Source organism: Mesoplasma syrphidae (assembly GCF_002843565.1).
GTDB classification, from domain to species: domain Bacteria; phylum Bacillota_I; class Bacilli_A; order Mycoplasmatales; family Mycoplasmataceae; genus Tullyiplasma; species Tullyiplasma syrphidae.
The window spans coordinates 493764-513655 of the sequence record NZ_CP025257.1 but is presented as its reverse complement, the minus strand read 5'-3'; the positions used below and the strand labels follow the sequence as shown (position 1 = coordinate 513655).

Below are 19892 nucleotides of genomic sequence, written 5' to 3'. Positions count from 1 at the left end.
TTGTTCAAACTAAAATCTATTGTAAAATTATAGTATTGAACGTGAGGAAAAAATATGAAAATTAGAAAAGAATTAGCACCAAAATATAATCCAAATGAAGTTGAAAACGGAAAATATGAACAATGAATTGCCGATAATCGTTTTGCAGCTAATCCGAATTCTAAAAAGCCAAAATTTTCAATTATTTTACCACCTCCAAATGTTACTGGTAAACTTCATATTGGTCATGCATGAGATGGAAGTTTACAAGATGCTATAATTCGCTTTAAAAAGTTAGTTGGATTTGATGTGTTATTTGTTCCAGGAATGGATCATTCAGGAATTAGTACACAAGTAAAAGTTGAAGCAAAACTTCGTGAACAAGGAATTAATCGTTTTGATTTAGGACGTGAAAAATTTTTAGAAGAGGCATGAACTTGAAAAGCAGAGTATGCAGCAATTATTCGTCAACAATGAGCTAAATTAGGTTTGGCTTTAGATTATAGTGTTGAAAAATTTACTTTAGATGACGATGTTAATGAATTAGTAAAACAAATTTTTATTGATTTTTATAATAAGGGATTGATATATCGTGGAAAACGAATTGTTAACTGAGACCCTCAACAAAAAACAGCTATTTCAAATGTTGAAGTAATTTATTCAGAAATTACTGGATCAATGTACTATTTTAAATATAAACTAGTAGATTCTGATGCTTATCTTGAAGTTGCTACAACTCGACCAGAAACAATGTTTGCTGATCAGTGTGTTGTAGTTAATCCAACAGATGAGCGCTATATTCAATATATTGGCAAGAAAGTTATCAATCCAGTTAACGGTGATGTTATTCCAGTAATTGCTGATGAATATGTTGAAGTTGATTTTGGAACAGGAGTTATGAAATGTACTCCAGCACATGATCCTAATGATTTTGAGATTGGTGAACGTCATGATTTGGCTAAGCCACTATGTATGAATGAAGACGGAACAATTAACGAACTTGGTGGGGAAAACTATCAAGGATTAGATCGCTTTGTTGCACGTGAAAAAATTATTAAGATGACGTCTGAAGCAAATACTTTTATTAAAGCCGACGAAATTACTCATCAAGTAGGATTTTCAGAACGTTCAAATGCAATAGTTGAACCATATTTATCAGATCAATGATTTGTGAAAATGGAAAAGTTTGCTGCAATGATTTTACAATTGCAAAATAGTGATGAAGCGGTTAAATTTTTTCCAGAGCGTTTTGCTAGCGTTTTAGAAAAATGAATGGAAAATGCTCATGATTGATGTATCTCTCGTCAATTATGATGAGGGCATCGTATTCCAGCTTGATATAATAAAAAAACTAATGAACTTTATGTTGGGGATAAAGAGCCAACTGATTTAGAAAATTGAGTTCAAGATGAAGATGTTTTGGACACTTGATTTTCTTCAGGACTATGGCCGTTTGCAACGCTAATGCGTGGCGAAGGAATTGATTCAAAATACTATCAAGCGTATTTCCCGGTTAATGTATTAGTTACCGGGTATGACATTATTTTCTTTTGGGTTGCTAGAATGATTTTTCAAACAGAAGAGTTTACTGGTTCAAAACCATTTAATGATGTTTTGATTCATGGTTTGGTTCGTGATGAGCAAGGCCGTAAAATGTCAAAATCATTGGGAAATGGAATTGATCCAATGGAAATAATTGCTGAATATGGAGTTGATAGCTTAAGATTTTTCTTGTTAACCAATTCAACTCCAGGACAAGATATTAAATACTCAACAGAAAAAGTTCGCAGTGCATGAAACTTTATGAATAAATTATGAAATGCTTCTCGTTATGTATTAATGACTTTAGATGAAAATTTTATTCCTGATATGAACTTTATAAGTCATCTTTCAGCTACAGATAAATGAATTTTGAATGAACTAAGTAAGGTCGAACAACAAGTACGAGTGTTAATTGAAAAATATGAGTTTGCAATTGCTGGGAAATTAATTTATGAATTCGTATGAACTAAATATTGTTCATGATATATTGAATTTGCAAAAATTAATTTAAATTCCAATGATTCTGTTATTTATAATTCAACCCAACAAACATTATTTTATGTTTTGAAAAATATTTTAATTATGTTACATCCTTTTGCGCCGTTTATGACAGAAGAAATTTATTTAAATTTGAACCTAAAAAGTTCAATCACTGAAGAGGAATGAAAAATTGATAAATTTGAATTTAATACAGATTATATCAATCAAGTTGTTAATATAATTACCGTTGTTCGCGAATTTAGAAGTAAAAATAATCTTAAAAATAACTTACCATTACAATTTAAATTAACCAATTTAAACAGCCATAATAGGGAATTATTTAAAGCTTTCAACACTGAAATTAATCATCTTCTTAAAGGAATTGTAAATACCGAAATTGTTCAGAAAATTGCCAGTGAAGATTTAACTGCAATTGCAATTGAAGAATATTTCTTGGAGATTGCAAATGAAAGTTTTATTAATAAAGATGAATTAATTCAAGAACTTATTGATCGACAAGCAATGTTAGTAAATGAAATTTCAAGATCAGAAAAAATGTTAGAAAATGAGAATTTTATTAATAGAGCAAGCAAAGATAAGATTCAAGATGAGAAAAATAAATATCAAGCTTATAAAGAGCAATTAAAAGCAATTGAAGTTAAACTTAAAACGCTAAAGTAAGCAAAGTTGATAGCTTTGCTTTTTTTCTAATTCTTTTGGGGTGAAATAATTGAAATTGGATTTACATTAAAAAATACTTGTAAATATCGTTTAGTAATTTCAAACTTAGAAAACTATCTGATTCTAGGGACTCTGCTATTTTTAAATTTGATGATAAAAAGTCAAAATTATTGAATTTCAAGCCTTGCTATTCTTTGCACTGCAGGTAGCATTTTTCTTAATAAACGTCATTGAAAGCGAACGCTCTTAATAAATATAATTATTGCAGCTGCAATTCTATTATGAGTTTATTTGAATCAAAATTCAAAAGATATTGTATCAATTACAAATCAAGAGGGTACTGTCATTGAAGCGAAACCTAGTTATGCAATTATTAAAGTCAATTACCAAAATTATTATGTCTCAAATTATCATTTAAATCTTATTTTAGACCAACGAGTAAGAATTAATGGTAACGTAGAAATATTATCCAAAAATCATTACTTCACTTTTCAATTTCAAACATATTTAAATCATCAGCGAGTGTTTAAGCAGATTAAAGAAATCGAAATCACTAATCAAAATTGGCACTATCTACGATACTATTTTTATCAAACAATTTTTAATTTTGCAGATCATGAACTTATTCACTTATTTTTATTTAATATCAAGGATAAAAGTCAAAATTTTCAAAGCCTGATTCAGAATTTAAATCTTAGCCATTTATTAAATTTTAATAGCTTGAGTATTTGAGGATTATGAATATTGATAACCAAAATTCCCAATATTAATAATCATCAAAATATACTAAAAGTTTTATTTAGTCTTTTATGAATCTGATGATTTTTTCTAAATTATTCATGAGTTTTAATGCGGTTTTTGCTTAAAGCAACATTTAAAAATTATAAGAAATTAAAACCTTGGTCCAATTTTGCTAGTTTTTGAGTTCCTTGCTTATTATTTCCAAGTTATGTAGGAAGTAATGGTTTTTGATATTTCACAATATGTTACTTATTTTTGAAGCTACTCAAAAGACAAAGAGTTAAAATAAGTTTGATTGGATTACTATTAATTCCTTTAAAAATTTATTATGACTTTCAGATTAATTTATTATCGCCTGTATGAGACTTTATATTAGCCCCATTTTTACTTCTAATAAATGTTATTGTGACAACTACTTTTATATTTGGGGCAAATCCCGTTTGACTAAATGGATTAGAACTTTGATTAAACCATTTATTTAAAATTGTTGGATGACTAAGTTATTCAATAAATATAGGATATCAAGATTTTTTTGGTGTTTTTTTGATTTATATGATTTTGATATTATGATGTAGTTTTCAATGAAATTGAAAATATCAATTACTTTGATTAATATTGGTTGGAAGCATTTACTTAATTATTTGACTAATGAAGCCAAGTCACCATTTAGAAATGTTAAATGTCGGAAATGGAAATTCGTTTATTTATTTTAATAAATATAAGAATTTAACAGTTTTATTTGATTGCGGGGTTGGTAAAGGTTTTAGCAAACAATTACCATCTCAGTATTTAAAATATTTAGGAATCAATAAAATTGATGCCATTTTTATTTCACATAATCATGAAGATCATTTTAATGCTCTTGAAAATTTACAAATGAAATTCTATGTAAAAAATGTTTACTATCGAATTGGTAATTTTGACGAACTAATTATCAAAAATTTGACAATTAAAATTTTCAATAATTCTTTAGCAAAAAGCGAAAATAATAAGTCGTTAGTTATCATTGTTGATTTTGCCAATACCAGACTTTTGTTCACTGGTGACATTGAAAGAGTAACAGAAAATTATTTAATGACTAACTCTGAATTTTTAAACTATTTAAGACTTCGCCGTTTAGATATTCTTCAAGTTGCTCATCATGGTTCGAAGACGTCATCAAATTATGATTTTATTAAATTATTAAATCCTAGAATGGGGTTAATTAGTGGAATGTATTATCAAAGACTAAAATTCCCTGATCAACAAACCTTGAACACCTTTAAATCACTTAATATAGTTTATTATATAACTGAAGGTTTTAAAAATGTTCGCATCAACTTTAGTTCAGGATTAGTTAAAGTTCTGTAAAATAAAAAAACACCAAAATCGGTGTTTTCGTATTATTTTAATAATTGATTAATTGAAATTAAGCACTCATTAAACGAGATTTTTCTCTTGCAGCTTTGTTCATTTTTAGGATTCCTTTTTTAACCCCTTTATCAATTAAACTAACTGCATGAGTAATTAATTCATTTACGTTATCTGCATTTTCAGCTTTAGCAATAGAAACTTTTTTAATTGCAGTTTTAATTTCTGATTTAAAAGCTTTATTTGCTGAACGAGATTTTTCGTTAGTTAAAACACGTTTTTTTTGTGATTTGATGTTTGCCATATTTTCAACTCCTTTTATTTTTATAACTTTTCAATACAATATAAAGTATAGCAAAAAAAGATTTATTATGATAGATTAAAAGCAAAATATTAGTAGTAAAATTACTAGTAAGAAGGTGGTGCTGTCAAATGAACTTTATATATTCTTTGGACTATTTTTTATTAACTAAAGCTACAAATAAGTTAATTAAAACTATCAATAAAAATGATGAATATGAAGTCTTAAAATTTTCACTAATTGAAGATGATTTTAATCAAATTTGAGATAGCATCAATACATTTTCATTATTCGAAAATAAAAAAATCGTTTTAGTTAGGGATTGTTGATTTGTTAATGAGGAGAAGGTCACGTTGCACAAAAGTTTCAATCTTGAAAAGTTAGAAGCAATGTTGAAAAACGCTAATCCTGAAACTATTTTGATTTTTACTTTAAATAGTGATAAGTTTTCAAAAAAATTAAAAATTGCTAAGACTATTAATCAGTTGATGCAAGTTGAAAAGTTAGAATTAATGAGTGAGCAAACAATTATTAAATATATTACGACTTTTTTTGCAAAAGCAAATGTCAATTTGGATCGAAAACTTGCAACCTATATCTATCAAAATCTGCCAAATGATATGCAAGTTATTAACAATGAATTGAATAAACTGGTGAATTTGTCGCAACCGCTAACTTGCGAAGTTATTAAGAATAACTTAACAAGATATTTGGAAAATGATATTTTTGAAATCTCAAACTGCTTCATAAAAAATGACATTGATGGCTTTTTAAAACTATATAAGCAATATTTATTATTAAATGATGACTTGTTTGGACTAATTGGACTAATTGGAGCAAATGTAAGTTTTATTCGTGATGTCAAAATTTTAAGAATGACCCGCAAATCAAGTAGTGAAATTGCAACTATTTTAAATGCACATCCTTATCGGATAAAATTGGCGATATCAAATAATAGTAGTAAAATTAGTCAATTAAATGATAAAATAGAAGTGTTATATAAAATTCACAAAAGTATTCTCAATGGAAAATTTGAAGTTTCAGTTTTACCAGAATATGAGTTTGTAAAAAATATGAGACAAGAGGTATAAGATTTATGAAATCTAATAAAGTATATGAGAGTATTATTTTTTTACTAAATAACATTATTAAAAATGAGAGGTTGAAATACTTCTTGATTAAAAATGTGGAATTTAGAAATAATTTTTTAAAACAAGTAAATAGCTTGCTAACATTAGAAAAAGACTTTGAGCAGGACTATCAAGAAATTCAATGATCAACTGTTTTTGGAAAAGCAATTGTTAAGTTAACTGCTGAAAAAATTCGTTTAGAAAAAGTTGAAAATGCTGAGATTGATTCAATTTATGCTCAATATTCTGAATTTATTTCTTATGTAGGTAAAACATATGAAGTTGATCATAAGGATCTTTTGGATCAAACTGGTAATCTTAGTCAAGAAGTAGTACTTTTAAATGCCAAATTGTCAAAAGAACAAGTTGAAAATTTTGATAAAGCTGAAAATCTTAAAGAGGAGTCAGTTCAACCTGAAGTAGAAAAAGTTAATCCTGAAAATATTACTTTTGGAGGCGGAATTGGATCAAATTCAAATCAAGGGTTTAATCAACAGCAATTTGGTCAAGGACCTTTTGGGGGACCAGCTTCTGGTTTACCAATTCATCCAATGCAAAATCCCTATTTTTATGCTTTTGATCGAAAAAATAAATATATGCCAATAATGAAAATGATTTTGGCAATTATTTCATCAATAGCAGCGGTTTTATTAATCATTACAATGTCTCTTGTAGTTTCATTTAAAGCAGAAATGAGTAATACTGAGATTGACAAAATTTTTGGAGGGTTAACAGAATCAGGAAAACTGTATTATCAATTGCCAGGAAGAACAAGTTATCAGCTTGTTTCAATTGGAAGCTTGCCATTAAGTGTATCAAATCAGACGATGAATTGGTTGTCATATGTCTTGTATATTCTACCGCCTTTGTATTTATGATTAGATATTAATAAAAAAGTGCGTGTTAATGGAAAAACAGTTCAGCCTGCAAGAACCAAATACCGTGTAGGAACATTTACAGTTGTATTTTTAGTTGTTGTATATGGAATTGTCATTTTTACAATATACCGTTATGTATCAGTTGGTAACTTTAAATCATTGTGATGATCATTTTTTGAAAATATGTGAAAAAATCTGAATGGAACAGCTTTAGAAAACAAGGTTAGTCCCGAAGAATTTAATCTATTTTGATCAAAACTAACAGAATTAAATGGATCTAAATTTGCGACTGTTACTTCAATGGCAATTGTTGCGTTAGTATTTATTGTTATAACTGTTGTATATGGAATTGGGTTATTAGTAATTAATCCAAGACCAGATAGAGAAAAAATTATGCGTGCAAATAATGAATATCAAAAAGCTGTAATGGCTGCAATGCAGGGTCAAAAATATGAAATGGATCCTTCATTATTTGAAAAAGATGAGAACGAAAGTTAAAAATTTAGCTTATATTTTGAAAAGTTTAGTGGAGTAATACTCCACTTTTTTTGATGCAAAGTATTTTGCTTATGGAATTTTTTCCAATTTCAAAAATATTTTCGGAAATTAACTTGCAAAAATATTTTAAAAAGATTAAATTAAAGAGTAGAATAGAAAAGGAATAAAAAATATGACACAAACAAGTACTTTGCTGTTAACGGAGTTATTTGGAACAGCATTATTAATAGTTTTGGGAAATGGAATTGTTGCTAATATTGTATTAAAAGGTACAAAAGGAAACAATGCTGGATGATTATCTATTTGTTTTGGATGAGGATTTGCTGTAACAGTTGCTGCCTTAATTTCGTCTGCTTTTTTAGGCGGTAAAGGATGATTAAATCCTGCTGTTATGCTTGGAGCTTCAATTGCAGATTGAAAAGGAACTTGAGGCTTTGTTGACTCTTCAACTGGAGCACAAGTTGGATTATTTTTTGGAGTTCTAGTGATTCAATTTATTGGAGCTGCATTAGGACAAATTATTGTAGATTTATTATACTATAAACATATTCAAATGACCTTGGGATCAAAAGAAGAATTTGCAACTGCAAATGTTTTGGGAATGCATTCAACTGGAGCTACAACAAAATCTATTGCCGCAAATTTTGGAATGGAATTTGTTGGTACATTTATTTTGATTTTTGCCATTTTAGCAATTCCAAGATTTAGTGCTTTAAATGGAAACATTATTGGAGGACTTGGTCCTGTAATTGTTGGTATTGTTGTAATTTCAATTGGTCTATCTTTAGGGGGAACTACTGGTTATGCAATTAATCCCGCTCGTGATTTGGGGCCAAGAATTGTTCACGCTTTAATGCCAACCAGAGGTAAGGGAAAAAGTGACTGAGAGTATGCATGAATTCCAGTGGCTGCACCACTTTCAGCAGCAATCGTATCAGGGCTAATTTGATTAGCAATATAAAACAGCAGAAAGAGAAAATATGATTAGAAAAGAAATAAATTATGATATTTGCATTATCGGAGCAGGAATAATGGGAGCTTCAATTGCTCGGGAATTAGGAAAGTATCATACTAATGTAGTAATTTTAGAAAAAAATCCAGTTGTTGCTGACGAAACTACAACAGGCAATTCAGGATTAATTCATGGTGGATTTGACGCAAAAATAGGAACACTAAATGCCAAATTAAATGTGCTTGGAAAAATTCGCTACGAAGAATGATTTAAGCAATTAAATTTTCCTTATAAGCGAATTGACTCATTAGTATTGGCTTTTAACGAATATGAAAAAGGAGAACTTGAAGTTTTGTACAACCGAGGTTTGTCAAATGGATTACAAGCTCATGAAATGAAAATTTTAAACTTTGAAGAAGTTCAAAAAAGAGAGCCTAATATTAGTACTGATGTAGTGGGGGCACTACTTTGTAATTCATCAGTTTTAATTGATCCTGTAGCATTATCTAAAAAGTTGCTCAGCAATGCAATCAAAAACAATGTGGAATTAAAATTAAATTGAAAAGTGGCATCTATTGATACTCAGAGTAAAGATTTTATGAAAGTAAGAAATTCTGATGGAGATGTTATTAAAGCAAAAATAATTATTAATTGTGCTGGTCACTGAGGAGACGAAATTGCCAAATTTACGGGGGCGACAGATTTTACATTAAAGCGTCGAAGAGGAGAATATCGTGTTTTGGAGCGTTTCAGTCAGCCTCAAATAAATTCAGTTCTATTTATGGTACCTACTGTTTATGGAAAAGGTGTCTTAGTGGCACCAATGCTAGATGGTCGTACATTAGTTGGACCAACTGCCGAGGAGGGAATTTCTCGCGACGAAACAAGACTAATTACAACTAATAAATATAACGAAATTGGTGAAATTGGAACTCGTATTGTTCCTGGATTAAAAATGGAGCACACTTGTTATCACTTTTCAGGATCAAGAGCAATTTGAAAAGAAAATGATGATTTTTATATCAATTTTTCAAGCCAAAATGATCACTTCATCAATGTCGCTGGAATTAAAAGTCCAGGAATTTCTTCAGCCCCAGCACTTGCTGACTACGTCATTGAAATGATTAAAACAAAAATTAAACTGACTAATAAGTTAAATTGAAATCCAATTGAAAACTAATTTATAAAGGAGAACTATGGAAAAATATATTTTGACTCTTGATGAGGGGACAACTAGTGCAAGAAGTTTAATTACAAACAAACAAGGAGATATTATTGCAGTTGAACAAAGTGAATTTACGCAGTATTTTCCAAAAGAAGGCTGAGTAGAACATGATGCTGTTGAAATTTGAAATACTCAACGTACTACGCTAGTATCAGTTTTGAATAAATCAAAAATTAAGGGAAATCAAATTGAGGCAATCGGAATCACCAATCAACGTGAAACTGTGGTCTTATGGAACAGTGAAACTGGTTTACCAATTTATAATGCGATTGTTTGACAAGACCAACGAACAGCAAAACTTTGTGAGCAAATGACACAAGAACAAGTTGATATGGTTCGTAATAAAACAGGATTAATCATTAATCCATACTTTTCAGCGACAAAAGTTCAATGAATTTTGGATAACGTTCAGGGAGCGAGACAACTAGCAGAAGAGGGAAAATTAAAATTTGGAACAATCAATACATGATTAATTTATCGCTTAACTGGCGGGGAAAAATTTATAACTGACCATACGAATGCTCAGCGTACTTTACTTTATAATATCCATACTAATGACTGAGATGAGGAATTATTACAATTGTTTAATATTCCTAAAAATATTCTCCCAGAAATTAAATCATGTAGTGAAGTTTATGGAGAAACATTTGCAGGTTTAATATCAAAAGCAGATAATACACGTATTAAAATTGCTTCCTCAATTGGAGACCAACAATCAGCCTTATTTGGCCAACTATGCACAAAACAAGGAGAAGCAAAAATTACTTACGGGACTGGAGCTTTTATTTTGATGAATACCGGAGCAAGCAAAATATTTTCTGAGCATGGTTTATTAACTACTATTGCTGCTGCTTATAACGGTGAAATTACTTATGCATTAGAAGGTTCGGTAATGATTGCTGGAGCTGCCATTCAATGATTAAGAGATAATTTGCGTTTGGTTTATAATGCGACTGAAACCGAATGATATGCTGGTCAAGTTTCTGATGATCGTCGTGTATATGTAGTTCCATCATTTACAGGATTGGGATCACCATATTGAGATTCATATTCACGAGGAGCTATTTTTGGTTTAGACAGAGGAACTAAACGTGAGCACATTGTTCGTGCTACTTTAGAGGCAATTGCTTATCAGGCAAATGACGTAATTAGTGCAATGTCAAAAGATATCAAAAAACCATTCTTGCATATTAAAGTTGATGGAGGAGCTTGTAGAAATAAATTCTTAATGCAGTTCCAAGCAAATATTTCTCAAGGAGAAGTAATTAAGCCGACTAACATTGAAACAACTGCAATGGGAGCTGCCTATATGGCAGGGTTGGCAGTTAAATATTGAAAAGATGTTGAAGAAATAAAACAAAATTATGCTGTTGATATGAGTTGAAAACCACAAATTAAAAAAGAAGAGGCAAAAAATTTAATTCAGGGTTGAACTTCTGCAGTAACAAGAACTTTTGGGTGAGTTAAGGAACTTGAAACAAAATAAAGAAACATAAGAATAAACATAAGAACAAAATTTCAAAAAAATTCTAATACTTTTTGAAAGGAGAATTTTTATGGAAAATTCTAATTATGCGCAAGCTGTTGAATATTATTGTCACAAGGGTTTGACTAGATTAACGGAGAAAGAAAAACTACATCTTTTTGGTATTTTAAAAAAGCCTATAAACTACGCAATTGATAAGGCATTTAAAAAGTTTAGTTGTTTGCCAATTGAAAAAGAGGATTTGCAAAGCACCGCTTGAGAAGTCTTTGAGTTGGCAATCAAGGATTACAAAATAAAAAGTAAGCGTAAAAAATTTATATCTTATATTATTGATGCTGTATATTGAAAAACTATGGATGTTTGTATCAAATATTCTAATAATAAATTTAGAATCGTCAACCAAGCTTATTCGTTGCATGAGCAAACAGATCATGACTATGAAAATTTTTGTGAATCTGATTGGTCAGTTGGTTTAGGATATCAGGACATTCTAGATAAGTACTTTGTAAAATATCATGATGAACGGTTTCGAAAAATATTTAATGATTATGTTAATGGAATAACTAAGAAAACCATTTGTGAAAGATATAATATTTCCCGAAATAAGTTATAAACAATTTTAAGCAAAATTGTTGGGGAACTGAAAGAAATTTTTAGTAAATCATTGGTTTAGCCTGTTTGTATAATATAATTATTTTATATACAAGCAGGAGGGTCTTAGAGTGAGTTTTTACTATAAGCATAACTATGTTTTTTCTGATCATGGATTGCAAAGATGTCGTGAACGTCTAAATCTTAAAATGGCACCTGATTATGAAGTGAAGGAAGCTGTTATTAAACATATTGAAAATTCGACAAGAAGTTTTGAAGCTGGAAACGAAATTTATATATCAGCTTCAAATACACAAATATATTTTATTATTGATCGCAGAAGCAATTTAATTATTACTGCAACAAAAATTTCTGCTGAAAAGCAATTGAGTATAATGAGTAGGGGACTATAAAATGATTATAGGGTTGTATGGAAAAATTGGCTCTGGTAAAACAACTATTGCTAAATATATTCGTAGCAAATATGATTTTGACCTTATTGATGTAGACGAACTTGCCAAAGAGATAGTAGAAGAAAAAGAAATTAAGGAAAAACTACGAAAAGCTTTCCCACATTGCTTTGATGGTAATGTTTTAAATCGTGCTAAATTAAGACAAGAGCTGGCAAAATCGGCAAGTAATACTGAGCTCATTAACAAAATTATTTGGCCGCGATTGAAAGAAGCTATTATTCAGAAAATCGCATTGTATAACAGTGATATTGTCATTGATGGAGCAATTTTACCACTCTTAAGTATTTCCCAAATTGATATTTATATAAAAGTTACAGTTGGAAATCCTTTAATAAACTGTTTAAGAATTTATTCAAGAGATAAAAAAGGCTGGTATCAAACAGTCAAAATCTTAAAGCAACAAAAGTTAAAAAAGTTTGCCTATAATTTTAAAATAAAAAATCGCAAATCAAGAGCAACTTTTTTAAAGATTGATCAAATAATAGAAAAAATAGTTCACGATTAAGTGAACTATTTTTTCTATTATTTGCCCTTTTTGATTTTTCGCAATTCTTTATTAAGAATATGAGAATCATAGTTCTTTAAAAATTTTCCATTATCAATTTGCGACTGATTCACTTTTTGAAATTCTTTTCCTGAAGTTAAAGAATTAAATCCGAGCTTTTCATTAATCTCGCTTATCAACTTTGAAGAATCCTTAAAAGCTTTTAAATTTGCATTTTCACTTCAAAGACTTAATTGCTGAGGTATCGAATTTTCTAAAACCAGATTACTAAGTCCGACACCAATTAATGAAATTCGCTTCGAAGAATCGTACATTTCATTAAATAAAAATTTTGCTGTTGAATAAATTATTTCCAAATCATTGCTATATTCAGGAATTGACTCTTGACGACGTTTCGTTTTAATATGATCCAATTTATCAAATACCTGCCCCTTATTGCGAATTTCCTCATACCGAATAATAATTGACACTGTTCTTGCCTTCATTCGGCGCTTAACTGCTCTTGAAGAAACATTAGCCGCAATATGAAAGATTTTATCTTCTAGCTCGTTGATATCATTTGTAAAAATATCCAAAGTTATTTCATTTGATATTGATTTTAAAATGTTGTTATCTATTTTTACTAAATCACTTCCCTGTCCCAAAGCATTTAATTTCAACTTAATTGCATAGTCTCCAAATTTTTCAATTAGAAAGTTATTTTCAGCTTTTGCCAAATCATGAATTAACAAAATCCCATTGGCGGTCATTAGTTCAGCTGTTCGTTTTCCTACACCATACATTTGACCAATTGGTAGTCGCCATATTTTTTGATTAAAGAGTTGTGGACTTAACATCGTAATACCATTAGGCTTATTCATATCAGAACTCATTTTGGCCAAAAATTTTGTAAAGCTAATGCCAATTGAACATGTAAGCTTCAATTCTTTATAAATTGTTTCTTGAATTTTTTCAGCCATTTTTTTGGGTGAGCCAAATTTTTGCCAGCTACTTGTGACATCAATATAGCATTCATCAATTGATGCAATTTCTAATTTTGGTGTAAAATGCTTATCAATTAATTCTCAGATTTTTCGAGAGATTTCAGAAAACAATGCATAATCAGGTTCCATAATAATTAAATCAATACATAATTTTTTTGCCTCAAAAATTGGCATAGCACTTTTGACTCCATATTTGCGTGCTTCATAAGAAGCTGCCGTAATAATGCTACGACGATCATCTCGAGAAATAACAACGGGCTTACCCTTTAATTCTGGATAACGTGATTGCATACAATTTGCAAAAAAAGCATCCATATCAAGGTGAAAAATAATTTTATGATTATTCATACTCATAACTAATTTCCTCCTTAAGATAGAGCCTTTCAGGCGCAATTAACGATAGCTTCAATTTCATCGATAGCTCATATTTTTGCCGAACCAGATTTTTTAGTTAAAAAAGCCAAATATTCAATATTTTGCTTTTTGTTACCAGTTATTGGAGAGAAGTCCAAATCAGTTAAATCAAAACCCAAGCCATTTGCGAAAGTGACTATTTTTAAAATTGCTTTAACATGAAGTTCTTTTGAATTAGCTTTTCCATTTTTTATTTCAAAAACCTCAGACTCAAATTGTGGCTTAATAAGAATTACTCCTTGGGCATTTTCTTCTAGAATATCTGTAAGTGCCTCTAAAATTTTAATAACTGAAATAAAACTTACATCACAAGAAAAAAAGTCAATATTATTGCCAAAATCATTTTTCTTAGCATTGCGAAAATTATACTTCTCCATGCTTATAACTCGATGATCATTTTTTAAAGTTGAATGCAATTGATCTATTCCAACATCAACAGCAAAAACTTTTCGAGCATTATTTTCTAAGCAACATTGAGTAAATCCACCCGTTGAAGCTCCAATATCTAGACAAATTTTGTTATCCAAATTGATGTTTCAAACTTTGATTGCTTTATAAAGTTTTAGCCCGGCTCGTGAAACAAATTCCTTTTCAATATCCACTACTTTTATAATATCTTCTTGAGAAACAGAAAAGCCGGCTTTATTAATAAGTTTATTGTTAACATAAACTTTCTTTTGTCCGGAAATATATAGTTTAGCTTTGCTGCGATTTTCAGCCAAACCATTATCAACTAAATAGTGATCCAATCTCATTTTCATAAGCTATATTTTTCTAATTTTATCTAAAACAGCGTTTATAAATTTATAGTCAAAATCTGGCTCCAATTCCTTTGTGAGTTTAACCATCTCATTAATTGTCACTGGCTTTGGAGTATCAGTATATTTTATTTCATAAGAGCCAATTACAAAAATTGCTCCAATTAAAGCTGGTAGCCTTTCTCATTTTCAGTCAATTGATAAATGTTCTTCAACAATTATAATAAGTTCTTCTAGTTTTTCATTAATATCATTAGCAATCAGAGCCGTTTTCTCGTCTAGTTGCGCTTGAGTTTCATCTAAAATATCTTGCTTAATATATTCTAAAGAAGAGCTGGCCAGCAAATATCTATAATACATTTGAACTAAAAGTTTTCTTCTAGTAGTTAAACTAATTTTTAATTCTTCCATTTTAAAGCTCTCCTTTTCATCCTTATTATTATCTCATTTCCCAGACTTATAAGCAATTCCTATTTCAGACTTTTAAAGGGATCTGTAAAAGTTTTATTTCTCAAATCGCTAATTTCTGCTTTATATGGTGAAACGTCTCGAACATATGGTGTTTCCAAAATTTTTGGAATTTCTTGATAATCAGTATCTCATAAAATCTCATTTAGTATTTCAAACCCAATTGTTCCATAACCAATATTTTCATGGCGATCTTTATGAGCTCCAATAGGATTTTTTGAATCATTTAAATGAAATACCAAAATCTTATCAGAACCTACTGTTTTAGTGATTGTTTCTTTGATAGCAGATCAAGTACTTAAATCATATCCAGCATCATTCATATGACAGGTATCTAAGCAAACTCCAACTTTTTCAGGATTGTTTAATTTGGATATTACATAAGCAATTTGTTGCAAATCAGTTCCGACTTCAGTTCCTTTGCCGCTCATTGTTTCAATCGCTATTCTAACATTATTTTGATATTCACTAACAAGGTTCAAACCCTCAATTAGTTTCTCTAATGCCTGAGTTGGTTCTCCTTTAGTATATGCGCCAGGATGCAATACTAAAATATTAATTCCAATTGCTTCGCATCTTTCAATTTCACGAATTAGCAATTGAATCCCAAAATTTCAAGTTGCCTCATTAACAGGATTAGATATATTAATTAAATATGGAGCATGAACCACTAAATCATTAATATCAAGATTATACTTTTTCAATAATTCATGCATTTCTGCTATTTTAAAATTCTCTATTGGTTTGCGATTAGCATTTTGAGGTGGGCCCGTATAAATCATGAAAGTGTTTGCGTCATTATTAACACTTTCAGTCACAGCCCCAATTAAATAGTTATTTTTTTCTGATGCTGAAACATGTGAACCAAGAATTGGATATTTTTTCATAAAGCCTCCTAGGCAATTAATTTTAATGCCTCTATTTTATCATTGTTGATTATTTCTTTTAGTTCTTTAACTGAACTAACTTTTTGATTATCACGTAAATATTTTATTAGCTCAATTTGGATTCCTCAACCATAGATATCTTGATCAAAATTTAAAATGTGGGTTTCAAAAACTTCGACACCTTGATTGTTAATTCAAAAAGAGGCAATTCCTCAATGAGTAAAATCTTCATTGGGTAAAGTAACTTTTACTAAATAAACTCCATATTTAGCCTTTAACATCTTATTAGTTAAAAGATTCGCTGTTGGAAAACCAAGTTCTCGACCGTAATGATTTCCATGTTCGACGTGACCTTTGAAAATAAAATTGTGCCCTGTTAGATTAAAGTATTTATCTAAATTCGCCGTTCCTAATGCGTTTAAAATTTCTAGCAGACATTGATCTTGATTTTCATTTCAATTAATAGTAATGACATTTTCTTTTCCAAAAGCCTTTACTAAATTTGACAATTCAGAATAATTATCAAATGTAATTACCTTTTTAATATTTAAATCCTGTTTAAAATTGCTTCAGTTACGTTCAAAAACTGCTTTGTAATATTCGACATACGTAAGTTTCTGCTCTTGGCATTTAGCTTTTAAAATGTTGTTTGAAATAATATTAGCAATATTATAATTGTCTGAATCAACTATCATACTTAAATTTTCATTCGCAAATCTTTTTTTAGCTTCCAACAATAAATTTGACTCGTTCTTAGTTCAATTTCCAAAGTCACCAATTATTGCAATTGATGGGTCCATATTATAAAGCATTTTTGTTAGTTCACTGTAATATATATTTCTCATGTAATCCTCTTATTTCAATATCTTAATTATAAAATAAAAAGAAACTTTTAAAAGTTTCTTTTTTAATATATCTAAATATTATTCATTTCTAGAAATCTGGTCTTCATCTGAATAATTTGGCTTCTGCACAAAGTCATAAGTTTTGCTCTTGTGTCATTTAAATTCTCCTTCAAATGGAAATAGTTCTCGACATTTCATATACAACTCTTGATCAAAAGATTTTGACAAAGTTTTTCAGTGAAAACTGTACTTTGGCTTTTGACTATTTCTTCGAGTTTTAAAAGTAGCAAATTTTGAAGTATCACGTCCCAATTCTTTCATAGCCATAAACACTTTTATACCACGGTGCGATCCATAATTCATATCCTTTAAGCGATTTCTTGCGCCGACAGTTAAACCTAAACTCAAAAAAATCAAAATATAGATAAAAAAGACGGCAAAGTTTTTTAAAATATACATTTGAGTTGCAAGTGTTGTTGTAGTTGCTAATGAAGTTCCAAAGGTTATCGCTGTAAAGCCTCTTATTACATAAGTAAAGGGTACAAAATAACTTACATAGTGAAAGAATTTAAATTGAGCAAAAGCTGGAAAAGTTCCACCTCCAGCTGCTAGTGACAGTACCATTACAATTACAGCCAGAAATTTTCCAATTGATTCATCTTTAACAATGAATCATAAAGATTGAATAATAATTACAAATAGAAATCCTGATGCAATAAATCATAACCAAATGTAGCACATTGTCGCTAGACCGAGCATGTTTCATCCCACTGCATATGCTAGCCAAATTTGAAGTGTTGCTTGTACAAAAACTGTCAACATCATTAAGACGGTTTTTGACAAATATCATTGAATGGCAGTTGCCTTAGCAACTCGTTTTCCTCTATCAAAAATAAATGTTTGCATCAAGACTCCAACTCATAATCCAATAACTAAGAAAAATATTCCTAGCCCAATTCCGTATAGGCCATTATTTTCTCCTTGAATATCTACTTTGATAATTTCATCAGGTGAAAATCCACCCAAAAGTTTGTCATTGAAGAAGATTTTTAGTTTAGTTGGTAATTCTTCAACTCGTGTAGCGCCCAACAAATAATTCGAGTTTTTAGCTACACTAGCATCAGCATTTTGAATAAATTGTTTTTGAGTCATAATTGGTTCTAGTAAAGTAGTGTCAAAAGTTCCCAAATTATTTAAAAATGCTTCAATCTTTTTAAGATTGTCGCCAAGTCCAAATAATACTGCAATTTTTTTAATGACTACTGACAAAACTGTATTATCTGTTTTGTCTGTTTGTCCAATTAGGGCATTGTACAAAACTTGATTAAGATGCGGAGCGTCTTCTTTAATTCCTGCATCTATAATATTGATAATCAAAGTCTTAATAAATTGCTGAAACTCTGAATTTCCTGTAATAATTCCTAAGGCATCCAAAACCTTAGTATTATCCAACAATCATTTACCTAAATCAGTGATTTCATTAATGAATTGAATTAATTTTCCACCCTTCGCCGTGCTTGCCAAAGCCCCATTTTCATCAACATCTCCAAAAATAGTATATTTTTCAAAAATTCGACGCTTGTCAGGTGTTCCCAAATCTGGTAAATTAGGAACACTCATTACTACATATTTTTGGTGACTATCAAACTCGTTATTTAGAGTGGTATTTCCAGCATCAGCAAGTGCCAGGTTCAAAATATCTCCTGTTATTGAAAGACTATTCATAATATTTGTTCCTACAAATGAAGTTAACACTGCTGGTATTGTTTTAATAATCATCCCTTCTGCAAAGGAATTAAACGTACTCATATAATAACCAAAAATAAAGTTACGCTCAAAAGTAGTTCATATGTCAATTTGATTATTCTTCATTTCAGCAACTCACTCAGTTAAAGATTTGTTCAAGTTAGTAGCAACTTCATCATCTGTTGCTGCAGCTTGATATAGTAGAGCACCCGCATAACCAATTAAGTTTGCAAGATAATCTTTTTTAAGTTTTAGTTGAGCATAATATTTTGTCCCTTTTCATTGCTTCTCAATTTCTTGATTACTATCAATGTACTTAATATTTGTCAAAGCCATCTTATCAGCAATCTTAGAAGAGGAAAAAAGATAATCTTGATCTCTAATATTGTTATCTGTTTTTGGCAATAATTTTGATTTAATAATTTCTCAGCTACTGGTTACTTCGTATTTAATATTTTTATTATCCCCAGTTTTAATTTTTAATCCATTATTTAAAACTAAATCAATTCCAGCTGGTTTGGAATTACCATCAAAATCTTTTCCATTTTCCAAGTTATAAACAACTTTATGCAAGTCTTCAATTGACTCTCCTTGAGATCCAATTGTTGCTTGAGCGTTGCGATAATTTAAAGCCCCCATTTTTAAACGATAACCACTTGAAGATTCTGGACTCAAAGCCTTATCTTCTTCAAATGCACTAACCAAAATAATATTATGATCCATGTTCATAATTGCAATTGGAGCTTTCCCTATTCCTTCAATTGGATTTCAAAAAGCTAAAACACAAGTAATCCCATAAATTATTGGAACAACTGCAATTCCAATAAATTTAATAATTCGTTTTCAAGACATAAAAATTCTTGACTCAATTTCAATTTTAATTGCCTGACCCAAACCTTTAAATCATCCGTCAATTGTTTCGTTGCGCTTAACGAATTTTTTGTCATTTTTTTTAGACATAAAATATTAGCTCTTTATA

The 19892-nt window shown here is 29.7% G+C and carries 17 protein-coding genes; 10 read left to right on the top strand and 7 right to left on the bottom strand.

Annotated features, from left to right (window positions below; all coding sequences use genetic code 4):
- Positions 1 to 60 precede the first annotated feature (60 nt).
- Both CXP39_RS02170 and CXP39_RS02165 read left to right on the top strand, forming a co-directional pair.
- Complete coding sequence (locus tag CXP39_RS02170; protein WP_027048054.1) at positions 61 to 2682, top strand: valine--tRNA ligase; 2622 nt, start codon at positions 61 to 63, stop codon at positions 2680 to 2682.
- A gap of 291 nt (positions 2683 to 2973) precedes the next feature.
- Positions 2974 to 4773, top strand: coding sequence for an MBL fold metallo-hydrolase (locus CXP39_RS02165; RefSeq protein WP_157823748.1), 1800 nt, complete (start codon positions 2974 to 2976; stop codon positions 4771 to 4773).
- A 58-nt stretch (positions 4774 to 4831) separates the two neighbouring features.
- On the opposite strand, the gene rpsT is transcribed toward CXP39_RS02165, so the two are convergent.
- The gene (gene rpsT / locus CXP39_RS02160; RefSeq protein ID WP_027048056.1) at positions 4832 to 5077 is read right to left on the bottom strand and encodes a 30S ribosomal protein S20; all 246 of its coding nucleotides are present in this window, start codon (positions 5075 to 5077) and stop codon (positions 4832 to 4834) included.
- A gap of 128 nt (positions 5078 to 5205) precedes the next feature.
- Between rpsT and holA the strand changes: the two genes are divergently transcribed.
- The 8 genes from holA to coaE all read left to right on the top strand — a co-directional run bounded on the left by holA (position 5206) and on the right by coaE (position 12812).
- Positions 5206 to 6165, top strand: coding sequence for a DNA polymerase III subunit delta (gene holA, locus CXP39_RS02155; protein WP_027048057.1), 960 nt, complete (start codon positions 5206 to 5208; stop codon positions 6163 to 6165).
- Positions 6166 to 6170: 5 nt separating this feature from the next.
- Entirely contained in the window at positions 6171 to 7580 is a 1410-nt protein-coding gene (locus CXP39_RS02150; RefSeq protein ID WP_027048058.1) for a hypothetical protein, read from the top strand.
- Positions 7581 to 7752: 172 nt separating this feature from the next.
- Positions 7753 to 8541, top strand: coding sequence for an MIP/aquaporin family protein (locus tag CXP39_RS02145; protein ID WP_027048059.1), 789 nt, complete (start codon positions 7753 to 7755; stop codon positions 8539 to 8541).
- A 19-nt stretch (positions 8542 to 8560) separates the two neighbouring features.
- Entirely contained in the window at positions 8561 to 9712 is a 1152-nt protein-coding gene (gene glpO / locus CXP39_RS02140) for a type 2 glycerol-3-phosphate oxidase (protein WP_027048060.1), read from the top strand.
- Positions 9713 to 9728: 16 nt separating this feature from the next.
- Positions 9729 to 11243 carry a glycerol kinase GlpK gene (gene glpK, locus CXP39_RS02135; protein ID WP_027048061.1) on the top strand — a complete coding sequence of 505 codons (1515 nt, stop codon included), beginning with the start codon at positions 9729 to 9731 and terminating at the stop codon, positions 11241 to 11243.
- Positions 11244 to 11313: 70 nt separating this feature from the next.
- The gene (locus CXP39_RS02130; protein ID WP_027048062.1) at positions 11314 to 11856 is read left to right on the top strand and encodes a hypothetical protein; all 543 of its coding nucleotides are present in this window, start codon (positions 11314 to 11316) and stop codon (positions 11854 to 11856) included.
- Between the two features lie 109 nt (positions 11857 to 11965).
- Positions 11966 to 12247 carry a hypothetical protein gene (locus tag CXP39_RS02125; RefSeq protein WP_027048063.1) on the top strand — a complete coding sequence of 94 codons (282 nt, stop codon included), beginning with the start codon at positions 11966 to 11968 and terminating at the stop codon, positions 12245 to 12247.
- A 1-nt stretch (position 12248) separates the two neighbouring features.
- On the top strand, positions 12249 to 12812 hold the full coding sequence (gene coaE / locus CXP39_RS02120) for a dephospho-CoA kinase (RefSeq protein ID WP_027048064.1): 564 nt from the start codon (positions 12249 to 12251) through the stop codon (positions 12810 to 12812).
- Positions 12813 to 12829: 17 nt separating this feature from the next.
- Here the strand turns inward: coaE and dinB are convergent, their stop codons facing one another.
- The 6 genes from dinB to CXP39_RS02090 all read right to left on the bottom strand — a co-directional run bounded on the left by dinB (position 12830) and on the right by CXP39_RS02090 (position 19873).
- Positions 12830 to 14149, bottom strand: coding sequence for a DNA polymerase IV (gene dinB, locus CXP39_RS02115; protein WP_051591850.1), 1320 nt, complete (start codon positions 14147 to 14149; stop codon positions 12830 to 12832).
- Between the two features lie 14 nt (positions 14150 to 14163).
- Entirely contained in the window at positions 14164 to 14970 is an 807-nt protein-coding gene (locus tag CXP39_RS02110) for a TlyA family RNA methyltransferase (protein ID WP_027048065.1), read from the bottom strand.
- A gap of 3 nt (positions 14971 to 14973) precedes the next feature.
- A complete protein-coding gene (gene nusB, locus CXP39_RS02105; protein ID WP_036256228.1) occupies positions 14974 to 15378 on the bottom strand; it encodes a transcription antitermination factor NusB in 405 nt (134 codons plus the stop codon).
- A 59-nt stretch (positions 15379 to 15437) separates the two neighbouring features.
- Positions 15438 to 16322, bottom strand: a complete 885-nt coding sequence (locus CXP39_RS02100) for a deoxyribonuclease IV (RefSeq protein WP_027048067.1) — start codon at positions 16320 to 16322, stop codon at positions 15438 to 15440.
- An 8-nt stretch (positions 16323 to 16330) separates the two neighbouring features.
- On the bottom strand, positions 16331 to 17167 hold the full coding sequence (locus CXP39_RS02095) for a riboflavin kinase (protein ID WP_051591851.1): 837 nt from the start codon (positions 17165 to 17167) through the stop codon (positions 16331 to 16333).
- Positions 17168 to 17245: 78 nt separating this feature from the next.
- Complete coding sequence (locus CXP39_RS02090; protein WP_027048068.1) at positions 17246 to 19873, bottom strand: ABC transporter permease; 2628 nt, start codon at positions 19871 to 19873, stop codon at positions 17246 to 17248.
- Between the last annotated feature and the right edge of the window lie 19 nt (positions 19874 to 19892).